The sequence below is a fragment of the Agromyces sp. NPDC058064 genome, from assembly GCF_042885275.1.
GTDB lineage: Bacteria > Actinomycetota > Actinomycetes > Actinomycetales > Microbacteriaceae > Agromyces.
The window spans coordinates 828,441-852,000 of record NZ_JBHVSE010000002.1 but is presented as its reverse complement, the minus strand read 5'-3'; the positions used below and the strand labels follow the sequence as shown (position 1 = coordinate 852,000).

Sequence of the window (23,560 nt, the reverse complement as noted above, 5' to 3'; positions counted from 1 at the left end):
CTCGACGCCGATGCGTCGCGACCGTCGGCGGCGTGGTCGCGGTCGGGGTCAGAGCAGGCCGGCTTCCGTCATCAGCTCGATCACCTTCGGGCCGTTGAGCGACGAGGGGTCGATCGCGGGCGCGTCGAGCGTGTCGAGCGGCGGGAGCTCGGCCTTCGCGCGGACGCCCGAGGCGACCGGGTACTCGAAGCTGTAGCCCTCGCCGAGGATCCGCTGCCCCTCCTCGCCCGCGAGGAACGCGAGGAACTGCTGCGCCTCGTCGGGGTGCTTCGCATTCTTCAGCACGCCGCCGCCCGAGACGCTGACGAAGGCGCCCGGGTCCTGGTTGCCGAAGTAGTGCAGCTTCGTGTCGCCGCTGTCCTCGGCCGCGGCATCCTGATCGCGGTACCAGTAGTAGTGGTAGATGATGCCGACCGGCACCTCGCCGGCGTTGACCGCCTTCATGGTGACGATGTTGTTGCGGTACTCGACCGCGTTCTCGGCCATGCCCTCGAGCCAGGCGCGCGTCGCGTCTTCGCCCTGCGTCTCGAGCACGGCCGAGACGATCGCCTGGAAGTCGGCCTTCGCGGGGGCCGCGCCCCAACGGTCCTTCCACTCGGGCTTCTGGAGGTCCATGAGCGAGGTCGGGAGCTCGGCCTCGCTGATCAGCTCGGGGTTGTACACGAGCACGGTGGAGCGGGCGGCGATGCCCGTCCACGCGCCGGATGCCGGGCGGTACTGCTCGGGCACGAGCGCGAGGGTCGACTCGTCGACCGGGGCGAAGAGCCCGGCCTCCTCGACGAGCGACATCGCCGGCGAGTTCTCGGTGAGGAAGACGTCGGCCTTCGACGCGGCCCCCTCCTGCACGAGCTGGTTGCCGAGCTCGCTGTCGTCGCCGTTGCGGAGCACGACCTCGATGCCCGTCTCCTCGGTGAAGGCGTCGGCCCACTCCTGAGTGAGCTCCTCGTGCTGCGCGTTGTAGACGACGAGGGCGTCCTCGTCGACCGCGGCGTCGCCCGAGCCTCCGGCGGCGCAGCCGCTGAGGAGCAGTGTGACGGCGACGGCGGGCACGATGGCACGGCGCAGAGGATGACGCATGGAGAGGAGGACCTTTCAGGCCGAAGCAGGCAGGTAAGGCTATCCTAAAGCACTGCGCCGCTCCGTCCCGCCCGTTTCCAGAGCGGTCGGATGCCCCGTGGCCGACCGCGCCCGCTACTGTATGCCCGCCTCGCGCGCGGCCCGGTAGCGCTCGACCGCTCGCAGGCCGCCGGCGAGGGCGCCGAAGAGCACGGCCGCGATCGGCCAGATCACCCACGAGATGCCCCAAGCGCTGCCGATGAAGCTCCAGGCGAGGAAGATCGCGACGACGATCGGCCAGTAGAAGGCGCCGACCACCCCGACGAGGCTGCGCTCGTCGGCGCTCGCATAGCCCTCGGAATCGGTCTTCGTCAGCGTCTCGGCGACCGACTGCGCCCAGTTGCTCGGGATGAAGAGGAGGAGCCCGGCCGCGACCATCGCGAGCGTCCCGGCGACGGCGACGCCGATCCAGCTGTTCGTCACCGAGGGCGGGGCGAGCAGGCTCATCGCGATCACCGGCGATGCGGCGAGGATCCAGAGGCCGATGGCGACCTGCAGGGCCGTGGCCCGCCGGGGCGCGGCCTCGGCGGCGAGCTGTTCGGCCCACCGGTCGACGTCGGGCGAGCGGGTGAACTCGCCCGCGGCGAGCCTGCGGAACGGGGCGAGCTGCGCGTCGCGGCGCACGATCATGAGCACGGCGACCACGACGACGACGAGCAGGCACGCGAGTCCGATCAGCACGGCGAGGTCCTGACCGAGCGCGATCGCCCCGCCGCTCGCGAGCGTCACGAGCGCGATGAGCGGTGCCGGCGCCAGGACGAACATCGCGACGGCCAGCGCCAGGCGCGACTCGGTGCGACGTCGCGCGTCGGCGTACCGCTCGGCCTCGTCCCGCGTGACGGGCGCGGGCGCGAGCCGCCGCGCGGCGTGCGACGCGGGTGCCCCGGCGCCGGCGCCCATCGCCGCTGCCGTCGGGGTCGGGGCCGGTGTCGGCGCGATCTCGGCCGAGATGCCGAGCTGCGGGGCGAGCTCGTCGAGGTTGCCGAACTCGGTGATGACCCGGCCCACGGCCTCGTTCTCGGAGAGGCCCTCGGCGCGGTACCCGTGGTAGGCGTCCTCCATCATCGTGTGGAGCTCGGCCTTCGCCTCGAGCAGCTTCGGCGTCGGCGGGTACGCCCCGAACATCGTCTCGAGGTAGGCGGTGATGACGTTCATGCTTCGACTCCTTCGATGAACCGGTCGACGACCGATTTCGTATCGCGCCACTCGGCGACCTTCAGCTCGAGGTGCGCGAGCCCGTCGTCGCTGATGCGGTAGTACGTGCGCGGCTTGCCCGATTCGGACGCCCCCGCGTACGAGGTGACGAGACCGCCCGCTTCGAGCCGCTTGACCGCGGAGTACAGGGTGGTCTGCTTGATTGTGTACTCGGCGCCGGTCACCGCGTGGATCTGCTGGGCGAGCTCGTACGCGTAGGACGGCCGCTGCCGCAGGAGCGACAGCACCATGAGGTCGACGTACCCGCGGATCGCATCGGCACTGATCATGACGCCCTCCCTCGCTTCGCTTCGTACTGTCGAACGTACTACGCGTGCCGTAGTACGTCAAGCGTCCGTCAGCGCTCCGAGTCGGTGTCCCCCTCCCGGGCCCCGAGCATCCCGAGCACCTCGAGGGCCGCTCGGTGCCCGGAACGCACTGCGCCCTCCATGTAGCCGTTCCAGACGTCAGCGGTCTCGGACCCCGCCCAGTGGACGCGCCCCACGGGCTCGGCGAGGGCGCGCCCGTACTGCGTCCAGGCGCCGGCGCCGAGCCGGCCGCCGTAGCAGCCGCGGGTGAACTCCTCGTCCATCCAGTTCAGTTCCACCATCTCCATCGGGTCGCCGGCCGCCGCCCCGAACATCGCGACGAGGGCGTCCACCGCCGCGCGCCGGCGCTCCTCGCGCGACAGGCGCGCTGCCGCGCGCGCGGCAGCCCCCTCGAAGAAGCCGACGATCACGCCGCACGAGGCATCCGGCGGCGAGTTGTCGAGAGCGACCCCGAGGAGGTGGTCGAGGTCGAGCGCCGAGCCGTTGAGACCGGCCTCGCGCCAGAACGGCGTCGGGTACGCGACGTGGACCTTGATCACGGAGCCCATCGGCATCTGCTGGGTCAGCCCGTCGCGCTCGGCGGGCAGCGGCGGCGAATAGGCGATCCGGCCCGCGAGGGCCGGCGGGATGGCGACGATCACGCGCTCGGCGGAGAGCGAGCCGCCGTCGAATCCGACGCGCACGCCTCCCCGGTGCTCGGTGATCGCCCGGACCGGCGAGTCCGTCCGCACGTCGAGCTCCGCGGCCATCCGCTCCGAGGCGAGATGCGTCCCGCCGACGACCCGGCGCTCCTGCGCCCCCGCGGTGGTGCTCATGAGCACGTCGAGCGAACCGGCCGACCTGAGGTAGAACAGGAAGTGCAGCAGCGACAGCTCCGCGGGTTCGGCCGAGAACAGCGCGGCGACGATCGCCCGCCAGAGTTCGAGGGTGTCGGCCCGCGCCGTGCGACCTCGCAGCCACTCCGCGAGCGTCTGCCCGTCCAATCGGGCGGCGTCGTCGGTCGCCCACGGCGACGCGAGCGAGACGGTCGCTGCGAGGGCCTCGAGCTCGACCTGCATCCCGGCGAACTCCTCCACCGCCCCGACGTCCAGGCCGAGCGACTCGTCCGAGTATGCGGTCCGTGTACCGCGATGGACGGTCACCGCGGCCCCGTCATCGTAGGTCTCGAACGTCTCGAGCCCCAGCTCGTCGACGAGCCCGAGCATCGCGGTCTGCGTCGCCCCGATCCACTGCCCGCCGAGCTCGACGGGCACCCCGTTCGCGAGCCGACCGCCGTGGGTGCGCCCGCCGACGCGGCCTCGCGCCTCGAGCACGGCCACCGTGCAGCCCGCCGCGCCGGCGGCGCGAGCCGCCGTGAGCCCGGCGAGCCCCGCGCCGATGACGATCAGGTCGAGTTCGCCCATCCTCGCGACCTCCGATCGGCCCGCACGACGGGGCGATGCTGCCTGCTTACTCCTGTTCGGCCGCGGCCGCACCCCGGCCGGCCCGGATCGGGCGAGGGAGGTCGCGCCGCCGCAGCCACGGCTGGAGCCAGGAGGCCGCGTTCGCGAGCAGCGCGACGACGCCCATGGCGAAGATGACCGGAGCCGGCCCCCACTGCTCGGCGAGCAGGCCTGCCAGCACCCCGGCGATCGGCATGCCCGCGAAGTTCACCAGCTGGGCGCTCGTCGCCTGGCGCGCCAGCATGTGCTCTGGCACGTAGGACTGCACCCAGGTGCGCCGCAGCACGTTCGCGGCGACGATGCCGGCGACGGCCACCGCGTTCGCCGAGACCACGATCCAGAGCACCGGGCCCGGCTGGGCGAAGGCGAGCAGGGGCAGCATGAGCCCCGCCACCGTCAGCGTGATGCTGACGCCGCGCGCGTCGCCGAGCAGGCGCCCGAGCGCGGGGGCGGCGAGCGCGCCGACCACGCCGCCGATCGAGGACACCGCGAAGACGATGCCGATCACCGCCGGGTCGAGCCGCAGATCTCGACTGAGCCAGAGCACGAGGACCGCCTGCTGACCGATCAGCCCGAAGTTCGCGACCGCCCCCTGCACCGCGAAGAACCGCAGCCGTCGGTCGCCGAACACCAGCCGGAGGCCCGAGCGGACCGACGCCCGCAACGGCTCGGTCTGCGGGGCCGTCGCCGGCGGCTGCGGCCGCATCAGCACCAGGCAGACGACCGAGATCGCGAGCCCGATGGCCTCGCCGAGCATGCCCCTCACCGGGCCGACGAGCTGGCCGACGAGCCCGCCGAGGCCCGGCCCCACCGTGTTGGCGGCGTTCTCGGTGCCGAACAGCAGGCTGTTGGCGACCGGCCGGTCGCGCTCGGGCACGATGCGCACGAGCAGCTTCGTGTACGCCGACCTGAACGCGATCGTGGCCGTGCCGACGACGAGCGCGACGACGACGAGCTGCCAGAGGCTCAGCACGCCGAATGCCGCGGCGACGGGCACCGACGCGTACGCCGCGGTCGAGACCGAGTTGGCCCCGATCATCACGGCACGCGGCGAGCGGCCGTCGACCCAGGCGCCGATCGGCAGGCCGACCACGAGCCACGGCAGCCACGTGGCCGCGGCGATGACGCCCATCCACGTCGGGGAGGCATCGAGGAGGCTGACGGCGACGAGCGGCAGCAGCACGCTGGTCATGCCGGCGCCGGTGACGGACGCCGCCTCGCCGGCCCACAGCAGCAGGAAGTCGCGGTTGCGACGGAGACCGCCGCCCTGCGCCCCCCGCGCCCCGCGGGCGCCGCCCGCACCTCGGGCCGGCGGCTGTGCCTCGCGCAGGCCCGCGACGGAGGCATCCGCGTTCGCAGCGACGTCGACTCCCGCGGGCCCGCCGGCCCGCCGGGCCTGCTCGACGCTCACGGCCGGTTCGGGAACGCGCGCGCCCACAGCAGCACCGCCTCCCGCCCGTCGTGGTCGCGACCGGAGTACGAGCGGACCAGCGCGACGATCGCCTCGTCGAGCTCGGCCAGCTCGGCCGGGCTGAGCCAGAGGCGCGACTGGTGGGCGAAGGAGACCTCGGCCCACTCGGGGCGTGCGTCGCGCTCGGCCAGCCACTGTCGAGCCCGGTCGTGCTGCTCCTGGAGCATCTGCGACTCGAGCGAGTCGGCGACCGTGCGCGCGGCCGGATCGGCCAGGCCCGACGACGACCAGCGAACCCCCCGCTGCGCGCGCTGCCACCAGTGCTCGCGGGCGTCGCGGGCGAGCTCGGGCGCCTCGATGACGAGCCCCGCCCTGGCGAGGATGCCGAGGTGGTGGCTCACGCTGCCGATCGCGACGCCCGCACGCTCGGCGAGCATCGACACGGTGGCCGGGCCGTCGACGGCGAGCAGGTCGTAGAGGCGGTTGCGGAGCGGATGCGTGAACGCCTTCAGCACGTCGGCGTCGACGATGTCGCGAATGCCGTCGGCGGGTTCCGGGGTCGTCTCCATGTCTCCGACGATAGATGCACAAGGAGATTTGTACAAGTACCCTTGTGTATTTTTCGAGCGTCGCAGACGGATGTCAACGGGCAGACGCCGCACGGTCGTGCATGCGAGGCTGTGGCACCACCGCTCCACCGCACCACCGACGGAAGGAACGCGCTCGTGACCACCGCCGCCTCCCACTCATCGATCGGCGACACCGCCGGCCGGCGCGACGTCGCCAGGCAGCTCGTCGTCCTCATCAGCTCGGTGCTCGCGATCGTCGCGGCCTTCATCGGCTCCGGCGTCATCGTCGGCACCCCGATCCAGGACGCGGCGGGCGGCACGCTCGACGCCGATTCGACGCTGATCGCGCCGGGCACGGGCGCCTTCCGCATCTGGAGCGTGATCTACGTCGGCATGCTCGCCTACGCGGTCTGGCAGGCGCTGCCGGCCCAACGGCACGACGAGCGTCAGCGGCGCCTGGGCTGGTGGGTGACCGCGTCGCTCGTGCTGAACGCGGTCTGGATCGCGAGCGTGCAGCTCGACCTCCTCGCACTCAGCCTGCCGATCATCGTCGCCCTCCTCGTGGTGCTCTGCCGGCTCTTCGTCATCCTGCGCGGCACCGCCCCGAAGAACCGGGTCGAGGCCGTCGTCGCCGACGGGTCGATCGGCCTCTACCTCGGCTGGGTCGTCATCGCGACGGCGGCCAACGCCACCGCCGTCCTCGTCGCCGCCGGCTTCGAGGGCTTCGGCCTCGACCCCGAGATCTGGGCGGTGCTCGTGCTGGCCGTCGCGGCCGCAGCCGGAGTCGCGCTCGCGTTCTGGGGCGGCGGACGGGTCGCCCCGGCGCTGGCGCTGAGCTGGGGACTGTGCTGGGTCGCCGTCGCGCGGCTCACCGACGAGCCGCGCTCGGTCACGACCGGCGTCGCCGCGCTCATCGCGGCGGCCGTCGTCGCCGCCGCCACGGCGATCGCACGGGTGCGCCAGGAACGAGCCCGACAGCGCAGCACCGGTGACGAGTCGAGCGCCGTCTCGGATGAGCGCGCCGTCTCGGGATGAGCGCGCCGTCTCGGGATGATGAAGCTCCCGACGTCGGCGGGTGCGGTCAGGCCGACCTGGCCCGATCCTCCCCCGGACTCCACGCCTCGGCCGGGTCGACGGCCCTGGCGAGGCGACCGGCGATGACCCCGAGCTGACGCACCTGCTGCGGAGTGAGCGCCTCGAACACGAGCCGCTCGACGAGCGCGTGATGCGCCGGTGTCGACCGTACGACCGCCTCGTGCCCCTCGTCCGTCAGCACGGCCAGGGTGACGCGGCCGTCGTCGGGGTCGACCTCCCGACGAACCAGCCCTTTTCGCTCGAGACGCGAGATCGCGCGCGACAGGCGCGAGAGCGTGCTGCTCGCGAATCCCGCCAGCGTGCTCATCCTGAGCGTTCGCTCGTGTGCGCTGTCGAGCGCGAAGAGGATCCCGTGCTCGAAGTGGGTGAGGCCGCTGTCGCGCTGCAACTGGGCGTCGAGCGCTGCAGGGAGCCGTTCGAGGAGCGTGGCCACGGACGCCCACACCTCGAGCTGGGCCGCGCTCAGGCCTGAAGAATCGGACGAGATCGGCATGAACCGAGGCTACGGCACGTCGCCATCGAGCGGCACGCCGACACACGAAAACTTGCTCAGGAAAGTGAACTCGGCCTAGAATCACTTTCCCAAGCAAGTAAATGGTGGCACGCACGGCGGGCCATGGAAGGAGAAGCCCATGGAATTGCGACTGCAGGGCAGGACCGCGTTCATCAGCGGGTCGACCCAGGGAATCGGCTTCGCCGTCGCGCAGGCGCTCGCCGCCGAAGGCGTGCGGGTCGTGCTGAACGGACGCACCCCCGAGCGGGTCGCCGCGGCCGTCGCCCGGCTCCGCGCCGCCCACCCGGGGGCCGAGCACACCGGGTTCGCGGCCGACTTCTCCGAGCCGCGCGACGTGGCCCGCCTCATCGACGCCCTGGCCGAACTCGGCGACGTCGACATCCTCGTCAACAACGTCGGGCTCTTCGGGCTCGCCCGGTTCGAGTCGATCACCGACGACGACTGGGGCCGCTACCTCGACGTGAACCTGATGAGCGGCGTCCGACTGTCGCGCGCCCTGCTGCCCGGCATGCTGGAACGGGGCTGGGGCCGCATCCTCTTCGTCGGCAGCGAATCCGGCGTGAACGTGCCCGCCGACATGGTGCACTACGGCGTCACCAAGGCCGCGATGATCGCCCTCGCCAACGGCCTCGCCAAGCTCACCCGCGGCACCGCGGTCACCGTCAACACCGTCCTCGGCGGTCCCACCTACTCCGACGGCGTCGCGGCGACCGTCGCCTCGATCGCCGACGCGCAGGCGGCTCCTGTCGACGCCGTGAAGGCGGCGATCATCGGGCAGAACACGACGACGCTCCTCGAACGGTTCCTCGACCCGTCGGAGATCGCCGGCCTCGTCGCCTACCTCGCCAGTCCGCTCGCCTCGGCGACCAACGGTGCGGCGGTCCGCGCCGACGGCGGCGTGCTCACCACGATGCTGTGACCACCTCGGGGCGCACCGGGTGACGAGCGGTGCGGCCGTGGCAGGGCCCGCGAGCGGCAGGTGCGTCCCCGCTCCCCCACGACGGCGTCGATGCGTCGCGCGCGGGGCCGCATCGCCACGCGCGCGACGCGCCGGTCACGCCGCGCCGGGCGCCGCGATCGGTTCGGCCGCGATCGGTTCGGCCACGGTGCCGCCGACCTCGGCGTGGGCCCGTCGGTCGGTACCGCCCGAACCCGCCATGTGCCGAGCGGCGACGAGCCCGAACACGCAGGCCGGGCCGATCGTCGACCCGGGCCCGGGGTAGGTGTGTCCCATCACCGCTGCCGAGTTGTTGCCCGCGGAGTACAGGCCCTCGATGACCGTGCCGTCGGCGCGGAGCGCGCGTGCGTGCTCGTCGGTGACCACGCCGCCCTTCGTGCCGAGGTCGCCGATGACGACCTCGTAGGCCGTGAACGGGCCTCGCTCGATCGGCGCGAGGTTGTTGTTCGGGAGGATGGTCGGGTCGCCGTAGTAGCGGTCGTAGGCCGAGTCGCCGCGCTGGAAGTCCTGATCGCGGCCAGTGCGGGCGAATCCGTTGAACTTCTCGATCTCGGCGGCGAACGCCTCGCGATCGACCCCGATCTTCGCGGCGAGCTCGTCGAGCGTGGGTGCGGTCACCTTGATGCCCTGCTTCGCCATCGCGGCGTTCGCCTTCGGGTCGGCGGCGAAGGTGAGGAAGTACCGCTTCGCGTAGCGTCCGTCGAGGATCATCCAGTACGGCCCGGTGGCGCCGTCGTGCTCGAGCATGTGGTGGCCGAGGTCGACGTACGACTCCGACTCGTTCGCGAAGCGGCGCCCGTCCTTGTCGACGAGCAGGGAGTGCGGCATCGAGCGCTCGCCGACGATGAACGAGCTGAGGCCGCCCTCGACCGGGCGAACCGTCGCGCCCCACCAGGCGTCCTCCATGTACTCGAGCTCGGCGCCGACCTCGACCGCCATGTCGATGCCTCCGCCGAGCGCGCCGGGCGACCCGGCCGGGTTTCCCTCGACGCCCTGCAGCCGCCTGCGCCGCTCGCGATCCTGGTCGAAGCCGCCGGCCGCGAGCATGACCCCGCGCCTGGCCCGCACGGTGACGAGCTCGCCGCCGTGCTCGACCTCGACGCCGACGACCCGGTCGCCCTCGGTGACGAGCCGGCGCGCGGGCGAATCGAGCCAGAGCGGCACCTTGCCGTCGAGCACGACGGTCTTCGCGAACGACGTCGCGAGCGCCGCGCCCATGCCGACCAGGATCCGGCCGGTGACGAGACCGCCCAAGGTGCGCAACACGAGACGGACGCCCTGCCAGAAGCCCGACCACGTCGACCAGGCGCGGCCGAGCAGGTACATGTCGCTGTTGAGCATCGGGAACGGCAGCAGCGCACGCGACTTCTTGCGCCATGCGCCGATGCGCCGGCTGTCGACCGGTGCGAGCTCGATGGATCGGCCGATCTTGCCGCCGGGGAGCTCGGGGTAGTAATCGGGGTAGTTCGCCGCCCGGATCCACCGGAAGCCGTAGCGCTCGCTCGTGAGGACGAAGTCGGCGACTCCGTCGACGAACGCCTCCTTGCGCGCACGGTTCGACGAGCGGCCGGGCTCGCCGACCGTCTCCTCGAGGTAGCGCAGCGCCTCCTCGCGGGAGTCGAGCGCGCCGTCGCGCTGCATGAGCGGGTTGTTCGGCAGCCAGAGTCCGCCGCCGGACATGGCGGTGTTGCCGCCGAAGCGGTCGGTGCTCTCGACCATCAGCACGGTGAGCCCCTCGTCGATCGCGCCGAGCGCGGTGGCGAAGGCGGCCGCACCGGATCCGACGACGACGACGTCGACCTCGTCGATCGGGTGTTCGGATGGGGGCGTTCGGGTGTCGGTCATGAATCCTCCTCGATCGATGACGGTTTCATATTACGTAACGGAGCGTTTTGTGAATAGGCCCACTACTGTCGGAACATGACCGAGCGACGACGCGGTGCCGTACGGAGCGAGAAGGCGCGCGTGGCGATCCTGCGGGCGACCGCGGCGCAGCTGGCCGAACGCGGCTGGGACCAGCTCACGATCGAGGGGATCGCCGCCGACGCCGGGGTCGGCAAGCCGACGATCTACCGGTGGTGGCCGTCGAAGAGCGCGCTGATCGCCGACGCCCTCCTCGAGGGCGCGCTCGCGCTTCCCGCTCCCCTGCCCGCCGACACCGGTGACCTGCGCACCGACCTCGTCGACTGGCTCGAGCCGACCCTGCGGCTCACCGAGGATCCCGAGTCGACCGCCCTCACCCGCTACCTCGTCGCCGCGGCCGCGGAGGACGCGGTGGTCGGCCACCGCCTGGACGAGGCGAGCCCCGCCACCCGCGTGCTCGCCGAACGGCTGTCGATCGCGAAGGCGCGCGGCGAACTCGCCCCCTCGGCCTCGATCGAGCTCATCGTCGATGCGCTCATCGGCGCGTTCATCATGCGCGCGCTCCGCCGGGCGAGCTACGAGCCCGGGCAGGCCGCGGCGCTCGTCGATGCGGTGCTCTCCGAGCAGCAGGGCTCCGCCCGGGCGCCCGACTGAACGGCCCAGCCCGCGCCGCGCGACGGGAGAAACACGAAAACCCCCGGCGAACCGGGGGTTTCTCACTGCTGGGGTACCTGGACTCGAACCAAGAACAACTGAACCAGAATCAGCCGTGTTGCCAATTACACCATACCCCAATGGCCTGAAACCGGAGTTCCGCGCCGAGAGTCAACTGTAGCCGATTATCGGGAGACTCCCAAACTGAGCGGGGCTCGGCGCGTCGGCGGGAGGTCGGGGCGGTCGCGAGACGCTCGCCGCGCTCGGCTCCCCGACCATCGACGCCACCGCAGACGACGGATGCCCCGGGGCGAGCCCCGGGGCATCCGTCACTGCAGCACGACGCGGCAGACCGCGAACCGTCAGCCGATGAGCGCCGCGAGGCGGTCGACGCGCCCGAGCGAGTCGACCTTGCCGAGGATCTGCATCGACTCGAACAGCGGAGGCGAGACGCGGCGGCCCGAGACGGCGGTGCGCACGGGGCCGAAGGCCACGCGGGGCTTCAGGCCGAGGCCGTCGATGAGGGCGGCGCGCAGCGCCTCCTCGATCTCGGCGGTCGACCACGCCTCGGCGGGCAGCGCGTCGAGGGCGTTGCGGGCGGCGGCGAGCACGGCGGGCGCGTCGGCCGGCAGCGCACCGACCGCGGCCTCGTCGAACTCGAGCGAGTCGGCGTCGGTGAAGAGGAAGCCGAGCATGCCGGGCGCCTCGCCGAGCAGGTTGATGCGCTCCTGGACGAGGGGCGCGGCCTCGGCGAGGATCGCCTCTTCGCCCGGGGTGATCGGCGTCGAGACGGCGCCGGCCGCCTGCAGGTACGGCACGGTGCGCGCGGCGAAGTCGGCGACGTCGAGCTGGCGGATGTGGTCGCCGTTGATCGCCTCGGCCTTCTTCAGGTCGAAGCGCGCCGGGTTCGGGTTGACGTTCTCGACGTCGAACGCGGCGACGAGCTCGTCGCGGCTGAACACGTCGCGGTCGGCAGAGAAGCCCCAGCCGAGGAGCGCGAGGTAGTTCAGCAGGCCCTCGGGGATGAAGCCGCGGTCGCGGTGGTGGAACAGGTTCGACTCGGGGTCGCGCTTCGAGAGCTTCTTGTTGCCCTCGCCCATGACGTAGGGCAGATGGCCGAAGCGCGGCACGAAGGTCGTCACGCCGATGTCGATGAGCGCGTGGTAGAGCGCGATCTGGCGCGGCGTCGACGAGAGCAGGTCCTCGCCGCGCAGCACGTGGGTGATGCCCATGAGCGCGTCGTCGACGGGGTTCACGAGGGTGTAGAGCGGGGCGCCGTTCGGGCGCACCACGACGAAGTCGATCGTGTTGCCGACCGGGAAGGTGATCTCGCCGCGCACGAGGTCGTCGAAGCCGAGGTCGACCTCGGGCACGCGGAGGCGCAGGGCGGGCTCGCGGCCCTCGGCGCGGAACGCGGCCTTCTGCTCGTCGGTCAGGTCGCGGTCGAAGTTGTCGTAGCCGAGCTGCTTCGGGCGGCCGTTCGCCTCGTTGCGCGCGTCGATCTCTTCAGCGGTCGAGTAGCTCTCGTACACGTGGCCCGAGGCCTTCAGCTTCTCGATGACCTCGGCGTAGATGCCGGCGCGCTGCGACTGCCGGTACGGCTCGTGCGGGCCGCCGACGCCGACGCCCTCGTCCCAGTCGAGGCCGAGCCAGGTGAGCGCGTCGAGGATCTGCTCGTAGCTCTCCTCGCTGTCGCGCGCGGCGTCGGTGTCTTCGATGCGGAACACGAAGGTGCCGCCGGTGTGGCGCGCGTAGGCCCAGTTGAACAGGGCGGTGCGCACGAGGCCGACGTGCGGCGTGCCGGTCGGTGAGGGGCAGAAGCGCACACGGACATCGCTGCCGGTGGCCTGGGTGAAGGGGTGAGCTGTCTCGGACATCGCCTCAATGCTACCGATCGGCGCGCGCGGACCGCTCGCCGGCGAGGCCATCGAGTGCGGCGAGGGTGGCCGCGACGGCGGGCACCCGGCCCGCCCCCTGCGCGGTCACGAGGTGCAGCGAGCGCACGTCGGCGCGCGCGGTCGGCCGCGCGACCACGTCGGGATGCCTCGGCGACGCCGCGAGCGCGAGCGCGGGCAGCAGCGCCACCCCGAGGCCCTGCGCGACCATGCCCTCGACGGCGACGAAGTTGTCGGTCTCGAAGGCGATGCGCGGCGTGAAGCCCGCGGCGTCCGCGAGCTCGAGCAGGTGCCCGCGGCAGCGGGGGCAGCCGGCGATCCAGGCCTCGTCGCCGAGCGCGGCGAGTTCGATGCGGTCGGATGCCGCGGCCGGATGCCCCGCGGGCAGCACGAGCTGCATGGGCTCCTCGCCGTAGCCGCGCACGTCGAGGCCCCGTGCGCTCGCGCGGTGCGGGTCGTCGCGGTCGCCCGGGTAGCTGAACGTGATCGCGACGTCGGCGCGGTCGGCGCGCACGGCGGCGACCGCCTCGGGCGGCTCCGCCTCGACGTAGGTGACGGTGACACCCGGATGCTCCGCCGCGAGCGCGGCGATGAGCCGGGGCACGAGCGTCGCCGACGCCGACGGGAACGCGACGAGGCGCACGCGCCCGGCGCGGAGCCCCCGCAGCTCGGCGAGCTCGCCGGCGGCCGCCTCGAGGGCGGTCGCGACGGCGTTGGCGTGGCGCGCGAGCACGCGCCCCGACTCGGTGAGCCGGATGCCTCGGCCGACGCGCTCGACGAGCGCGATGCCCGTGCGCTCCTCGAAGCGGCGGAGCTGCTGGCTCACGGCGGGCTGGCTGTAGCCGAGGGAGGTGGCGGCCGCGGTGAGCGAGCCGTGCTCGGCGATGCGGCGGACGACCCGCACGGTCTGCAGGTCGAGTGCGGCGGCGAGGGCTTCGATCGAGGCATCCGACATGCCGCCATCATAAGCGTTGCTTATGCATGTCATCGAACACTGGGTCTTGTCGAATGATTCGAACGGGTCGACGCTGGAGGCATGCACCACCTCCGAGATCGATTCGCCGCCGGCCGCGGCTACCTCGCCGCCTGCACCCTCGGCCTGCCCGCCGACGTCACCCGCGAGGCCGTGCGCCGCGACCTCGAGCGCTGGTCGCTCGGTGCGGCGAGCGCCGCCGACTACTCGGCCGCCCTCGAGCGGGCGCGCGGGCACGCCGCTGCACTCCTCGGCACCTCCTCCGACCGCATCGCGACCGGCTCGCAGGTCTCGGTGTTCGCCGGACTCGCCGCCGCGGCGGCACCGGCCGGCGCCGAGATCCTCTGCGTCGACGGCGACTTCTCATCGGTGGTCGCGCCGTTCCTCGCACGCGGCGACCTTTCCGTTCGTCATGTGCCACTCGACGCCCTCGCCGACGCCGTCACCCCGTCGACCTGGCTCGTCTCGTACTCACTGGTGCAGTCGGCGACGGGTGAGGTCGCCGACGAGGCATCCATCACGGCCGCCGCCCGCGATGCCGGGGCGCTGACGCTCGTCGACACCACGCAGGCGACCGGCTGGATGCCGACCGACCACGTCACCGGCGACCTCGTCGTCTGCCACGCCTACAAGTGGCTCGGCGCCCCGCGCGGCGCGGCGTTCGCCTCGTTCTCCGACCGCGCCGTCGAGTCGTTCACCCCGCACACCGCGGGCTGGTACTCGGGCACCGATCCGTGGGCGTCGTGCTACGGGCCCGAACTGCACCTCGCCGACGGCGCCCGCCGCTTCGAGGTCTCCCCCGCATGGCACGCCTGGGCCGGCGCCGAAGCCGCACTCGGCTTCGCCGCCTCCCTCGACCTGGCCGCCGTGCATCAGTACGACGTGGGACTCGCGAACGCGTTCCGCGAGCGGATCGGGCTCGCCGCCTCGGACTCGGCAATCGTCACCTGGCCCGACGAGACCGGCTGCGACCTCGCGGCGCTGACGACCGCAGGGCTCGTCGCCTCAGGACGAGCGGGGCGGGCCCGCGTCGCGTTCCATCTCTGGAACGACGACGAGGATGTCGCACGCGCCGCCGACGCCGTGACCGGCAGCGCCGCGCACCTGAGCCTGCGGCGCTGAACGCCGAGCGCGGTGGGGCCGCCCTACCCGTCGATCGTTCCGTCGGCCTCGAGCCGCTCGCGCGTCGTGATCGTCTCGTAGGCCGACCCGGTTCCACCGGCGAGCCGACGGCGGATCGAGGCGGCGATGCGCTCGCCCTGCACCTTCGCCCGGTCGGCGACCTCGCCGGTGAAGCCGTCGTCGACGGTCTGGCGCCAGAGCACCAGCCAGCGGTCGAAGTGCGACTCGGTGAGCGGATGCCTCGCATCGAGCGCGACGTGCAACGCCAGTGCATTGCGCCGATAGGTGCCGGCGTCGAACAGCACCGACTCCCAGAAGTCGCACATGATGGGCAGGTGGTGGGCGAGGTCCATCTTCGCGACGTCGGTGAAGATCGGGCCGATCAACGGATCGGCGAACGCCCGCGTGTAGAAGGCCTCGATCAGTGCGGCGAGGTCGTCGCGGTCGCGGAGGTCGTGGTGCCCGTCGCCCGGGGCGGGCTCGATCGTCAGCGGATCGGCGGTCTCGCCGGCGGCATCCGCGCGGTGACCCTGGATCTCATCGCCCATGCCGACCGCTACCCCGCCGAACGCACCGGGTTCGACAGCACGCCGAGCCCCGAGATCGTGACCTCGACGGTGTCGCCGTCGACGATCGGGCCGACGCCCGCCGGCGTGCCGGTGAGGATCACGTCGCCGGGCAGCAGCGTGAAGACGCTCGACGCGTACGCGACGATGGCGGGCACCGAGTGCACGAGGTCGGCGAGGCGCCCCTCCTGCTTGCGCACCCCGTTGACGCTCGTCTCGATGGTGCCGTTCTCGAAGTCGACGTCGGTCGAGATGACCGGCCCGAGGGGGCAGAACGAGTCGAAGCCCTTCGCCCTGGTCCACTGGCCGTCGCGCTGCTGCAGGTCGCGCGCGGTCACGTCGTTGGCGATCGTGTAGCCGAAGATCACCTGCTCGGCGTCGGCCTCGCTGACGTTCTTGGCGATGCGGCCGATGACGACGGCGAGCTCGCCCTCGTGCTCGACCCGCTCGCTCTGCGGCGGCAGCACGATCTGGTCGCCGGGGCCGATCACCGAGGTGTTCGGCTTGAGGAAAAGCAGCGGCTCAGCCGGAGCCGCGCCGCCCATCTCGGCGGCATGGTCGTGGTAGTTCTTGCCGACCGCGACGACCTTCGACCGCGGGATCACCGGCGCCAGCAGCTTCGCCTCGGCGAGCGGCACCCGCTCGCCGGTCGGCTCGTAGCCCGCGAACATGGGGTCGGCCTTCAGCACGACGAGCTCGTGCTCCTCCTCGTCGATGATGCCGAACGAGATGGTCTCACCATGGCTGAACCGCGCGATCTTCATGCCGTCAAGCCTATCGGCGGGCGGTGTGCGCGGGCTGGAGGGCGGGGTCTGCGCCCACCCATGCTGCCGCGCTCCCACGCACCGACTCACACCCGCGCACAGGCACACGCACACGCACACGCACCCACGCACCCACGCACCCACGCACCCACGCGAACATCGGCACATGCGCCGCCACCCGGTCACGCCACGTCGCGGAGTTCGAAGCGCGCCCGCCCGCCGAGCCGCGGTCGCTGCTCGGGATCGATGTGCGGCGGCGGAACGAACCAGATCTCGTGCCGCCGCGCGACGATGCGCCAGCCGTCGCGATGCACCTGGTGATGGCAATGGGTGCAGAGCAGCACCCCGTTGTCGAGATCGGTCGGGCCGGCGTCGCGCTCCCACCATCTGATGTGGTGAGCATCGACGTAGCCGATGTTGCGGCCGCAGCTCGCACACCCGCCGTCGCGTTCGGCGAGCGCGAGTCGTTGCGCCCGGGTGAACAGGCGCTTCGCCCGGCCGACGTCGAGCGGTTCGCCGCGCCCGCCGAGCACGATCGGGATGATCTCGGCATCGATCGCAAGACGACGAAGGGCCGCCGCCGACACCACACGGTCGATTCCGTCGATCGTGCCGAGTGCGCCGATTGCAGACCGTAGCCGGGGCGCTCGATCGCGGGCCGTCTGAGACGCGGCCGCGTGCTCGCCGGCGACGTCGCCCGAAGCTTCGGTCGTCAGCGCAGCCGAGAGCGCGTCGGCGTGCATGCGCACGACGACGGTGGTCTTCGAGACCGACGGCATCTCGACGCAGCCGAGTGCGTGCCTGGCGAGGTCGGCGAACGCATCGGCCTGCAACTGCGGAATGGATCGGAGATCGTCGACGACCGGCCCGTCGCCGCCCACCCCGTCACCGAGGCCCGCCCCGCCCGGATCGGTCGAGGCCCGGCGCCGCTGCAGGACCTCGGTGACCAGCTGCTCGACCGCCGCCTTGATGGGCGCGGCGGTCACGACGTCGAAGCGGCCGTGCAGCCGCACCATGCCCGATGCCTCTTCGGTGATCGTGAGCGAACGGTGCTCGTGCAGCGCCTCGTCGCGCGGCTCGACGCCGTCGGGATCGAGCCTCGCCTCGGCGTGCGTCACGGCGCGCTGGAGCAGCGAGTACGGCACCGACGCGGCGAAGGCGGCCAGCTCGCCCTCATAGGCCTCGGCCCGCTCGACGCTCGTTCGGGGAGCCACCCGGTCGAGCATCGTGCAGATCGCGTCGGCGGCCTCGACACCGATCGCCCCGCTCGTCAGCGCCGCCGCGACCGCGGGCCACCGCGGCGGGGATTGCCCGCCCGTGAACGATGCGCGCGGCCGCGTCGCCGCGCCGACCCGGACGAGCAGCGCGGCTCGGCGCGGGGTCGCGCCGACCGTCGAGGCGACGAGCTGCGTCGCGTTGCGCTGCCCGTGCTGCTTGGCGAGGCCCTCGGCGCCGAACGCGGCGTCGCTGCGCTCGTCGACCTCTGCGGCGAGCACCGCGAGCACCGCGTCGAGCTGCCGCCCCAGCCCGCCCGCGACCTCGAGCACCCGAACGAGCCCGGCGTCGCTCATCGCGGCGACGTCGCCGAAGCCGAACTCGGCGCCACCGCTGCCACCCGCGCCGGCACCCGCGTCAGCACCCGCGCCGAACGCCGGCGCAGCCCCGACCCACTCCGCGCGGAGCGCGCCGAGCCGAGCCTCGAGGGCGGCGAGCGGGTTCGTCATGCTTCGATCCTGCCGCCACCCACTGACATTCAAGCGGGCACGGAAACCGAGTTTGATCAGCGACTTTCCTGTGAAGAAACAGGCGAGATCCCACGCTGTGGAGGAGAAGTCGAACCGTCAGCGGCTCGCAGCCGGGGCATCCTCGATCAACCGCTTGCCGAGGCTCACCGCGTCGTCGACCGCGTACCCGAGCCGCTCGTAGAAGGCGATCACCTCGGTGTTCGAGGAGCGCACCTGGAGGTTGAGCTTGGGGCATCCCCGCTCGATGAGCAGCCGTTCGGCCTCGTCCATGAGCAGCCGCCCGAGCCCGGTCCCGCGCGCGGGGTCGGCCACCGCGAGGTAGTTCACCCATCCGCGGTGCCCGTCGTAGCCGACCATCGCGGTGCCGACGACCACGGCGGAGCTCTGCGCGCCGGCCTGGACGCGTGCCTCCGACGAACCGTCCGCCTCGGCCACCAGGAACAGCTCGGGCTGCACCGTCAGCTTGCGCTCGATGTCGAGGTACGGATCGTTCCACGGCTTCACGAGCCCGGCCGCGCGCCAGAGCGCGACGACCGCCTCGGTGTCGCCGACGGCGAACGGCCGGATCGAGATCGATCCGGCCGCCGCCGTGCCGGCCGCGGAGGATGATTCCGCGGCCGACGAAGGAGAGGACGAGAGCGCAGCGCTCACGCGTCGAGTCGGAGCAGCCAGCCGTGCCGGTCCTCGACGCGACCGTACTGGATGCCCGTGAGCTCCTCGCGGAGCGAGAGCGCGAGCTCGGCGGCCGCATCGCCCTCGTGCACGATCTCGAAGTCCTCGGCGAGCAGGCGCCCGATGGGCGTGACCACCGCGGCGGTGCCGCAGGCGAACGCGCCCACGATCTCGCCGGATGCCGCGCCCTCGCGCCACTCGTCGATGGTGACCTTGCGGCTCTCGACGTTGTGGCCGCGGTCCTTCGCGAGCTGGAGCACCGAGTCGCGCGTGATGCCCTCGAGGATCGAGTCGGACTCGGGGGTCACGAGCGTGCCGTCCTTGTAGACGAGCACGACGTTCATGCCGCCGAGCTCCTCGAGGTACTTGCCCTCGTCGAGGAAGAGCACCTGCTGGCAGCCGTGCTCGGCCGCCTCGGCCTGCGGCAGCAGGCTCGACGCGTAGTTACCGCCCGTCTTCGCCGCACCGGTGCCGCCCTTGCCGGCACGTGCGTAGTTCGTCGACAGCCAGATCGACACGGGCTGCACGCCGCCGTGGAAGTAGGCGCCGGCGGGGCTCGCGATCACGTAGAACGCGACCTTCTTCGCCGGGCGCACCCCGAGGAACGCCTCCTTCGCGAACATGAAGGGGCGCAGGTACAGGCTCGTCTCGGGCGCCGACGGCACCCAGTCGCCGTCGACGGCGATGAGCTTCTTCAGCGACTCGATGAAGATGTCGCTCGGCAGCTCGGGCAGGGCGAGGCGCTTGGCCGAGCGCTGCATGCGGGCGGCGTTCTGCTCGGGACGGAAGGTCCAGATGGAGCCGTCGGCGTGCCGGTACGCCTTCATGCCCTCGAAGATCTCCTGCGCGTAGTGCAGCACGGCGGCGGCCGGGTCGAGCTGGATCGGGCCGTACGGCGTGACGCGGGGGCGGTGCCACCCGCCCTTCTCCGACCAGCACACGTCGACCATGTGGTCGGTGAAGTGGTTGCCGAAGCCGGGGTCGGCGAGGACCGCCTCGCGCTCCTCGGGCGACTTGGCGTTCTCGTTGCGGACCGTCTGCCAGATGAGTCCGGCGGCGGAGGGGGCCTGGAGCGGGAGGTTGATCGTCATGAGGTGTCCTTCGATGCGCTTGCGCTTGATCAGTCGAGTGCGCCGATGCGAGCGGCGATCGCGTCGCCGACCTCGGAGGTCGTGCGCGTCGCCCCGCCGCGTTCGGCGATGTCGGCGGCGACCGCCCGCGAGACCTTCGCCGAGGCCTCCGCGAGACCGAGGTGGTCGAGCAGGAGGGCGACGGAGAGGATGGCCGCGGTGGGGTCGGCGATGCCCTTCCCGGCGATGTCTGGAGCCGAACCGTGCACCGGCTCGAACATGCTCGGGAATCGGCCGTCGGGGTTGATGTTGCCCGAGGCTGCGAGGCCGATGCCGCCGCTGATCGCGCCGGCCAGGTCGGTGAGGATGTCGCCGAAGAGGTTGTCTGTGACGATGACGTCGAATCTAGCAGGATCGGTGACGAGGAAGATCGTCGCGGCGTCGACGTGCAGGTAGTCGACGGTCACGTCGGGGTACTCGGATGCCACGGCGTCGACCGTGCGCTTCCACAGCGAGCCGGCGAACACGAGCACGTTGGTCTTGTGCACGAGCGTGAGCTTCTTGCGGGGGCGGGCGTCCGCCGCGGCGAACGCGTAGCGCACGACGCGCTCGACGCCGTAGCCGGTGTTCACCGAGACCTCGTTGGCGACCTCGGCGGGCGTGCCGACCCGGATCGCGCCGCCGTTGCCGACGTACGGGCCCTCGGTGCCCTCGCGCACGACGACGAAGTCGACCTCGCCCGGGTTCGCGAGCGGGCTCGCGACACCGGGGTAGAGCACCGACGGCCGCAGGTTCACGTAGTGGTCGAGCTCGAAGCGGAGCTTCAGCAGCAGGCCGCGCTCGATGTTGGCGCCGACGAGGCGCGGGTCGCCCGGCACTCCCCCGACGGCGCCGAGGAGGATCGCGTCGTGGCCACTGATCGCGTCGAGGTCGGCGTCGGTGAGCACGTCGCCCGTCTCGAGGTAGCGCGCCGCGCCGAGCGAGAACGGGGTCCGCTCGAACGCCGTGTCGCCGCCGGCCGTGACCGCGTCGAGCACCTTCAGCGCCTCACCCACGACCTCGGGGCCGATCCCGTCACCGGGAATGACCGCGAGCTTGACCGTTCGACCCATGAATGCTCCTTCGTGCGACAACCACTCAAGCGTACTGCCGTCGCCCGCCGTGCCCCGTTTCGTGACGGGGCACGGCTCGGCGACCGGCAGCTCGCCGGGTCAGTCGTGCTGCGAGGGGTTGCGCAGGGTGATCGCCGCGATCGTGGCCGCCGCGACCATCAGGCCGACGCCGATGAGCGAGGTCACGAGCACGCCGCCGTCGAACGCGACGGCCGCGGCGTGCATGAGCTCCTCGGCCTGCGCGGCGGGCAGTTCGGCCGCGACGGCGGCCGCGCCCGCGAGGGTCTCGCGCGAGGCATCCATCTGCGCAGCGGTGAGCGAGGCGGGCAGCTCGATCGCCTTCGCGTAGTGCGCCGCGATGATGCTCCCGAGGCCGGCGGTACCGAGCACCGCGCCGAGCTCGTAGGCCGTCTCGGAGACCGCGGACGCCGCACCCGCCTTCGACGCCGGGGCGCTCGAGAGGATCAGCTCGTTCGACACCGTCTCGGCCATGCCGATGCCGATGCCGAGCATCGTGAACGCGAGGATGACCGCGCCGAGCGAGCCCTCGGACGCGCCGAAGGCGACGACGAGGTAGCCGCCCGCCGAGAGCGTCAGCGCCGACGGCACGAGCACCCGCGGAGCCACGCGGCGCGAGATCGGCACCACGACGAGCCCGGCGACGATCATCGCGACGAGGCCGGGCAGGAGCGCGAGGCCCGCGTCGACCGGCGAGAGGCCCGCGATGATCTGCAGGTGCTGCGACACGAAGAACAGGAAGCCGACGAGCGAGACGACGCTCAAGAGGTTCACGAGCACGGCGCCGCCGAAGGGCCCGACCGTGAACAGGCGCACGTCGAGCATCGGGGCCTCGCTCGCGAGCTGAAGACGCACGAACAGCCAGCCGGCGACGAGGCCCACGACGATGAAGAGCGGCCCGAGCGGGTCGAGCCCCTCGGTGGCGATGTGCTTGATGCCGAAGACGATCGGGGCCATCGTCGCGAGCGAGAGCAGGATGCTCCAGACGTCGATGCGGCCCGGGTTCGGGTCGCGGCTCTCGGTGATGAGCAGCGGCACGAGGATGAGCATGGGCACGAGCACAGGCACCGCGAGCAGGAACACCGAGCCCCAGGCGAAGTGCTCGAGCAGGAGGCCGCCGACGAGCGGGCCGAGGGCGCTGCCCGCCGCGAAGGCCGAGGCCCAGATCGCGATCGCGAGGCGGCGCTGCTCGCGATCGGCGAAGATCGAGCGCAGCAGCGACAGCGTCGACGGCATGAGCATCGCGCCGAAGAACCCGAGCGCGGCACGCGCGGCGATGAGCAGTTCGGCGGTCGGCGCGAAGGCGGCGCCGATCGAGACGAGGGCGAAGCCGATCGACCCGATCATGAGCATGCGACGGCGGCCCCAGCGGTCGCCGGCGCTGCCCATCGCGACGAGCAGGGCGGCGAGCACGAGCGGGTAGGCGTCGATGATCCAGAGTTGCTGGGCTGCGGTGGGCGCGAGATCGGTCGAGATCTCGGGCAGCGCGAAGCTCAGCACCGTGTTGTCGATCGAGACGAGGAGCGCGGGCAGCATGAGCACCGCGAGCGCGATCCAGGCGCGCCGCGGCGCTCGGCCGTCGGCGGGCGCGCGGCCCGCCGGAGCCGCCGGGCGGGGTCGCCGCAGCTCGGCGCGACGCGACGCGTCGGTCGTGGGCGTGGTCGACGAATCGGTCGTCGGGGTCGTGGTGGCCGTGTGATCGGTCATGTTCTCACTCAGTTTCTATACCGTCCGGCTGGTATAGTAACAGAATCCGATCCGCTCCGTCGATGCGATGTCGCGCACGCGACCGCCCCTCCTCTGGAAGAATCACGCCATGCCCCGCCCGCCCGCAGCCCGTGAAGCCGTGCTCGACGCCTTCGAGCGGCTCATCATCGCCGACGGCGAGCGCACCGCGACCCTCGACGCGACGGCGCGCGACGCCGGCGTCTCGAAGGGCGGGCTGCTCTACCACTTCGGCTCGAAGCAGGCACTCGTCGCCGGGCTCGTCGAGCGACTGCTTCGGCTCGTCGACGACGACCTCCACCGCATCGACGAAGCGCCCGACGGGGCGATCGCCTACTTCCTGCGGTCGTCGCTCGACATCGAGACCCCGCTCGACCACACCTTCGTCGCGATCCTGCGGCTCGCGCAGGGCGGCGACCGCGAGGCCGGCCGCGCGCTCGACGAGGCCGAGAGCCGCTGGCTCGCCACGCTCACCAGGCACGTCGGCGACCCGACGCTCGCCCTCGCCGTGACGCTGATGGGCGACGGCCTCTACCACCGGGCGGCGCTCCGCGCCGAGGCCGCCGACGTCGGCGAGGTCGACCTCTCGGCCGCGACCACGGGCGAGGTCTCCCCCGAGCGCCTGAACGCGCTCGTCGCCCTGCTCGAGCGCCTCGTCGCGCGCTGAGCACGCGCGACCCGCACGGCCCGGACGGCCAACGGCGCCATGACGGCGGATGCCCCGGCGCGCACCCGCGAAGGGCGTCGCGCCGG

The 23,560-nt window shown here is 72.2% G+C and carries 22 protein-coding genes and 1 tRNA gene; 5 read left to right on the top strand and 18 right to left on the bottom strand.

Annotation, left to right across the window (positions count from 1 at the left end):
- Positions 1-48: 48 nt before the first annotated feature.
- The 6 genes from ACFVSL_RS09860 to ACFVSL_RS09835 all read right to left on the bottom strand — a co-directional run bounded on the left by ACFVSL_RS09860 (position 49) and on the right by ACFVSL_RS09835 (position 6,061).
- Positions 49-1,077: an iron ABC transporter substrate-binding protein gene (locus ACFVSL_RS09860; protein ID WP_386940602.1), complete on the bottom strand. Its 1,029-nt coding sequence runs from the start codon at positions 1,075-1,077 to the stop codon at positions 49-51.
- Between the two features lie 114 nt (positions 1,078-1,191).
- Positions 1,192-2,271: a permease prefix domain 1-containing protein gene (locus ACFVSL_RS09855; protein ID WP_386940601.1), complete on the bottom strand. Its 1,080-nt coding sequence runs from the start codon at positions 2,269-2,271 to the stop codon at positions 1,192-1,194.
- Positions 2,268-2,600, bottom strand: a complete 333-nt coding sequence (locus tag ACFVSL_RS09850) for a PadR family transcriptional regulator (RefSeq protein WP_386940600.1) — start codon at positions 2,598-2,600, stop codon at positions 2,268-2,270. Before ACFVSL_RS09850 ends, ACFVSL_RS09855 begins: the two co-directional genes overlap by 4 nt.
- Before the next feature lie 68 nt (positions 2,601-2,668).
- Entirely contained in the window at positions 2,669-4,042 is a 1,374-nt protein-coding gene (locus tag ACFVSL_RS09845; protein ID WP_386940598.1) for a flavin monoamine oxidase family protein, read from the bottom strand.
- 46 nt (positions 4,043-4,088) lie between these two features.
- Positions 4,089-5,519 (bottom strand): MFS transporter, encoded by a 1,431-nt coding sequence (locus ACFVSL_RS09840; RefSeq protein WP_386940596.1) that lies wholly within the window; start codon positions 5,517-5,519, stop codon positions 4,089-4,091.
- Complete coding sequence (locus tag ACFVSL_RS09835; RefSeq protein ID WP_386940593.1) at positions 5,489-6,061, bottom strand: ArsR/SmtB family transcription factor; 573 nt, start codon at positions 6,059-6,061, stop codon at positions 5,489-5,491. Before ACFVSL_RS09835 ends, ACFVSL_RS09840 begins: the two co-directional genes overlap by 31 nt.
- Positions 6,062-6,217: 156 nt before the next feature.
- Here ACFVSL_RS09835 and ACFVSL_RS09830 point away from each other — a divergent pair, with 156 nt between their 5' ends.
- Complete coding sequence (locus tag ACFVSL_RS09830) at positions 6,218-7,096, top strand: TspO/MBR family protein (protein WP_386940591.1); 879 nt, start codon at positions 6,218-6,220, stop codon at positions 7,094-7,096.
- A 46-nt stretch (positions 7,097-7,142) separates the two neighbouring features.
- Here ACFVSL_RS09830 and ACFVSL_RS09825 read toward each other — a convergent pair whose 3' ends face one another.
- Entirely contained in the window at positions 7,143-7,649 is a 507-nt protein-coding gene (locus ACFVSL_RS09825; protein ID WP_386940589.1) for a MarR family winged helix-turn-helix transcriptional regulator, read from the bottom strand.
- 139 nt (positions 7,650-7,788) lie between these two features.
- Here ACFVSL_RS09825 and ACFVSL_RS09820 point away from each other — a divergent pair, with 139 nt between their 5' ends.
- Positions 7,789-8,589 (top strand): SDR family NAD(P)-dependent oxidoreductase, encoded by an 801-nt coding sequence (locus ACFVSL_RS09820; protein ID WP_386940587.1) that lies wholly within the window; start codon positions 7,789-7,791, stop codon positions 8,587-8,589.
- Positions 8,590-8,724: 135 nt separating this feature from the next.
- Here the strand turns inward: ACFVSL_RS09820 and ACFVSL_RS09815 are convergent, their stop codons facing one another.
- Positions 8,725-10,473: an FAD-binding protein gene (locus ACFVSL_RS09815; RefSeq protein WP_386940585.1), complete on the bottom strand. Its 1,749-nt coding sequence runs from the start codon at positions 10,471-10,473 to the stop codon at positions 8,725-8,727.
- Positions 10,474-10,548: 75 nt separating this feature from the next.
- Between ACFVSL_RS09815 and ACFVSL_RS09810 the strand changes: the two genes are divergently transcribed.
- Entirely contained in the window at positions 10,549-11,145 is a 597-nt protein-coding gene (locus ACFVSL_RS09810) for a TetR/AcrR family transcriptional regulator (protein ID WP_386940583.1), read from the top strand.
- A gap of 68 nt (positions 11,146-11,213) precedes the next feature.
- Here ACFVSL_RS09810 and ACFVSL_RS09805 read toward each other — a convergent pair.
- The 3 genes from ACFVSL_RS09805 to ACFVSL_RS09795 form a co-directional block, all read right to left on the bottom strand.
- Positions 11,214-11,285 (bottom strand) — tRNA-Gln (locus ACFVSL_RS09805).
- A gap of 222 nt (positions 11,286-11,507) precedes the next feature.
- Positions 11,508-13,022 carry a glutamate--tRNA ligase gene (gene gltX / locus ACFVSL_RS09800; RefSeq protein WP_386940581.1) on the bottom strand — a complete coding sequence of 505 codons (1,515 nt, stop codon included), beginning with the start codon at positions 13,020-13,022 and terminating at the stop codon, positions 11,508-11,510.
- A 10-nt stretch (positions 13,023-13,032) separates the two neighbouring features.
- Positions 13,033-13,995, bottom strand: a complete 963-nt coding sequence (locus ACFVSL_RS09795) for a LysR family transcriptional regulator (RefSeq protein ID WP_386940579.1) — start codon at positions 13,993-13,995, stop codon at positions 13,033-13,035.
- Positions 13,996-14,076: 81 nt separating this feature from the next.
- Between ACFVSL_RS09795 and ACFVSL_RS09790 the strand changes: the two genes are divergently transcribed.
- Positions 14,077-15,135 carry an aminotransferase class V-fold PLP-dependent enzyme gene (locus ACFVSL_RS09790; RefSeq protein ID WP_386940577.1) on the top strand — a complete coding sequence of 353 codons (1,059 nt, stop codon included), beginning with the start codon at positions 14,077-14,079 and terminating at the stop codon, positions 15,133-15,135.
- A 23-nt stretch (positions 15,136-15,158) separates the two neighbouring features.
- Here ACFVSL_RS09790 and ACFVSL_RS09785 read toward each other — a convergent pair whose 3' ends face one another.
- The 7 genes from ACFVSL_RS09785 to ACFVSL_RS09755 all read right to left on the bottom strand — a co-directional run bounded on the left by ACFVSL_RS09785 (position 15,159) and on the right by ACFVSL_RS09755 (position 22,789).
- On the bottom strand, positions 15,159-15,683 hold the full coding sequence (locus tag ACFVSL_RS09785) for a group III truncated hemoglobin (protein WP_386940575.1): 525 nt from the start codon (positions 15,681-15,683) through the stop codon (positions 15,159-15,161).
- 8 nt (positions 15,684-15,691) lie between these two features.
- The gene (locus ACFVSL_RS09780; protein WP_386940573.1) at positions 15,692-16,465 is read right to left on the bottom strand and encodes a fumarylacetoacetate hydrolase family protein; all 774 of its coding nucleotides are present in this window, start codon (positions 16,463-16,465) and stop codon (positions 15,692-15,694) included.
- A 182-nt stretch (positions 16,466-16,647) separates the two neighbouring features.
- The gene (locus tag ACFVSL_RS09775) at positions 16,648-18,189 is read right to left on the bottom strand and encodes a DUF222 domain-containing protein (protein ID WP_386940572.1); all 1,542 of its coding nucleotides are present in this window, start codon (positions 18,187-18,189) and stop codon (positions 16,648-16,650) included.
- 117 nt (positions 18,190-18,306) lie between these two features.
- Positions 18,307-18,861, bottom strand: a complete 555-nt coding sequence (locus ACFVSL_RS09770; RefSeq protein WP_386940570.1) for a GNAT family acetyltransferase — start codon at positions 18,859-18,861, stop codon at positions 18,307-18,309.
- A complete protein-coding gene (locus ACFVSL_RS09765) occupies positions 18,858-19,973 on the bottom strand; it encodes a branched-chain amino acid aminotransferase (RefSeq protein ID WP_386940568.1) in 1,116 nt (371 codons plus the stop codon). Before ACFVSL_RS09765 ends, ACFVSL_RS09770 begins: the two co-directional genes overlap by 4 nt.
- A gap of 29 nt (positions 19,974-20,002) precedes the next feature.
- Positions 20,003-21,064 (bottom strand): 3-isopropylmalate dehydrogenase, encoded by a 1,062-nt coding sequence (locus ACFVSL_RS09760; protein WP_386940566.1) that lies wholly within the window; start codon positions 21,062-21,064, stop codon positions 20,003-20,005.
- A 99-nt stretch (positions 21,065-21,163) separates the two neighbouring features.
- On the bottom strand, positions 21,164-22,789 hold the full coding sequence (locus tag ACFVSL_RS09755) for an MFS transporter (protein ID WP_386940564.1): 1,626 nt from the start codon (positions 22,787-22,789) through the stop codon (positions 21,164-21,166).
- Between the two features lie 109 nt (positions 22,790-22,898).
- Between ACFVSL_RS09755 and ACFVSL_RS09750 the strand changes: the two genes are divergently transcribed.
- A complete protein-coding gene (locus ACFVSL_RS09750; RefSeq protein ID WP_386940562.1) occupies positions 22,899-23,474 on the top strand; it encodes a TetR/AcrR family transcriptional regulator in 576 nt (191 codons plus the stop codon).
- The last annotated feature ends 86 nt before the right edge of the window (positions 23,475-23,560 follow it).

Bases quoted from the DNA above. Each gene is read 5' to 3' on its own strand.
- ACFVSL_RS09790 (WP_386940577.1), top strand. From the start codon at position 14,077: ATGCACCACCTCCGAGATCGATTCGCCGCCGGCCGCGGCTACCTCGCC.
- ACFVSL_RS09785 (WP_386940575.1), bottom strand. From the start codon at position 15,683: ATGGGCGATGAGATCCAGGGTCACCGCGCGGATGCCGCCGGCGAGACC.
- ACFVSL_RS09760 (WP_386940566.1), bottom strand. From the start codon at position 21,064: ATGGGTCGAACGGTCAAGCTCGCGGTCATTCCCGGTGACGGGATCGGC.
- ACFVSL_RS09860 (WP_386940602.1), bottom strand. From the start codon at position 1,077: ATGCGTCATCCTCTGCGCCGTGCCATCGTGCCCGCCGTCGCCGTCACA.
- gltX (WP_386940581.1), bottom strand. From the start codon at position 13,022: ATGTCCGAGACAGCTCACCCCTTCACCCAGGCCACCGGCAGCGATGTC.
- ACFVSL_RS09755 (WP_386940564.1), bottom strand. From the start codon at position 22,789: ATGACCGATCACACGGCCACCACGACCCCGACGACCGATTCGTCGACC.
- ACFVSL_RS09750 (WP_386940562.1), top strand. From the start codon at position 22,899: ATGCCCCGCCCGCCCGCAGCCCGTGAAGCCGTGCTCGACGCCTTCGAG.
- ACFVSL_RS09825 (WP_386940589.1), bottom strand. From the start codon at position 7,649: ATGCCGATCTCGTCCGATTCTTCAGGCCTGAGCGCGGCCCAGCTCGAG.
- ACFVSL_RS09850 (WP_386940600.1), bottom strand. From the start codon at position 2,600: ATGATCAGTGCCGATGCGATCCGCGGGTACGTCGACCTCATGGTGCTG.
- ACFVSL_RS09815 (WP_386940585.1), bottom strand. From the start codon at position 10,473: ATGACCGACACCCGAACGCCCCCATCCGAACACCCGATCGACGAGGTC.
- ACFVSL_RS09810 (WP_386940583.1), top strand. From the start codon at position 10,549: ATGACCGAGCGACGACGCGGTGCCGTACGGAGCGAGAAGGCGCGCGTG.
- ACFVSL_RS09795 (WP_386940579.1), bottom strand. From the start codon at position 13,995: ATGTCGGATGCCTCGATCGAAGCCCTCGCCGCCGCACTCGACCTGCAG.
- ACFVSL_RS09855 (WP_386940601.1), bottom strand. From the start codon at position 2,271: ATGAACGTCATCACCGCCTACCTCGAGACGATGTTCGGGGCGTACCCG.
- ACFVSL_RS09845 (WP_386940598.1), bottom strand. From the start codon at position 4,042: ATGGGCGAACTCGACCTGATCGTCATCGGCGCGGGGCTCGCCGGGCTC.
- ACFVSL_RS09835 (WP_386940593.1), bottom strand. From the start codon at position 6,061: ATGGAGACGACCCCGGAACCCGCCGACGGCATTCGCGACATCGTCGAC.
- ACFVSL_RS09775 (WP_386940572.1), bottom strand. From the start codon at position 18,189: ATGACGAACCCGCTCGCCGCCCTCGAGGCTCGGCTCGGCGCGCTCCGC.
- ACFVSL_RS09765 (WP_386940568.1), bottom strand. From the start codon at position 19,973: ATGACGATCAACCTCCCGCTCCAGGCCCCCTCCGCCGCCGGACTCATC.
- ACFVSL_RS09820 (WP_386940587.1), top strand. From the start codon at position 7,789: ATGGAATTGCGACTGCAGGGCAGGACCGCGTTCATCAGCGGGTCGACC.
- ACFVSL_RS09780 (WP_386940573.1), bottom strand. From the start codon at position 16,465: ATGAAGATCGCGCGGTTCAGCCATGGTGAGACCATCTCGTTCGGCATC.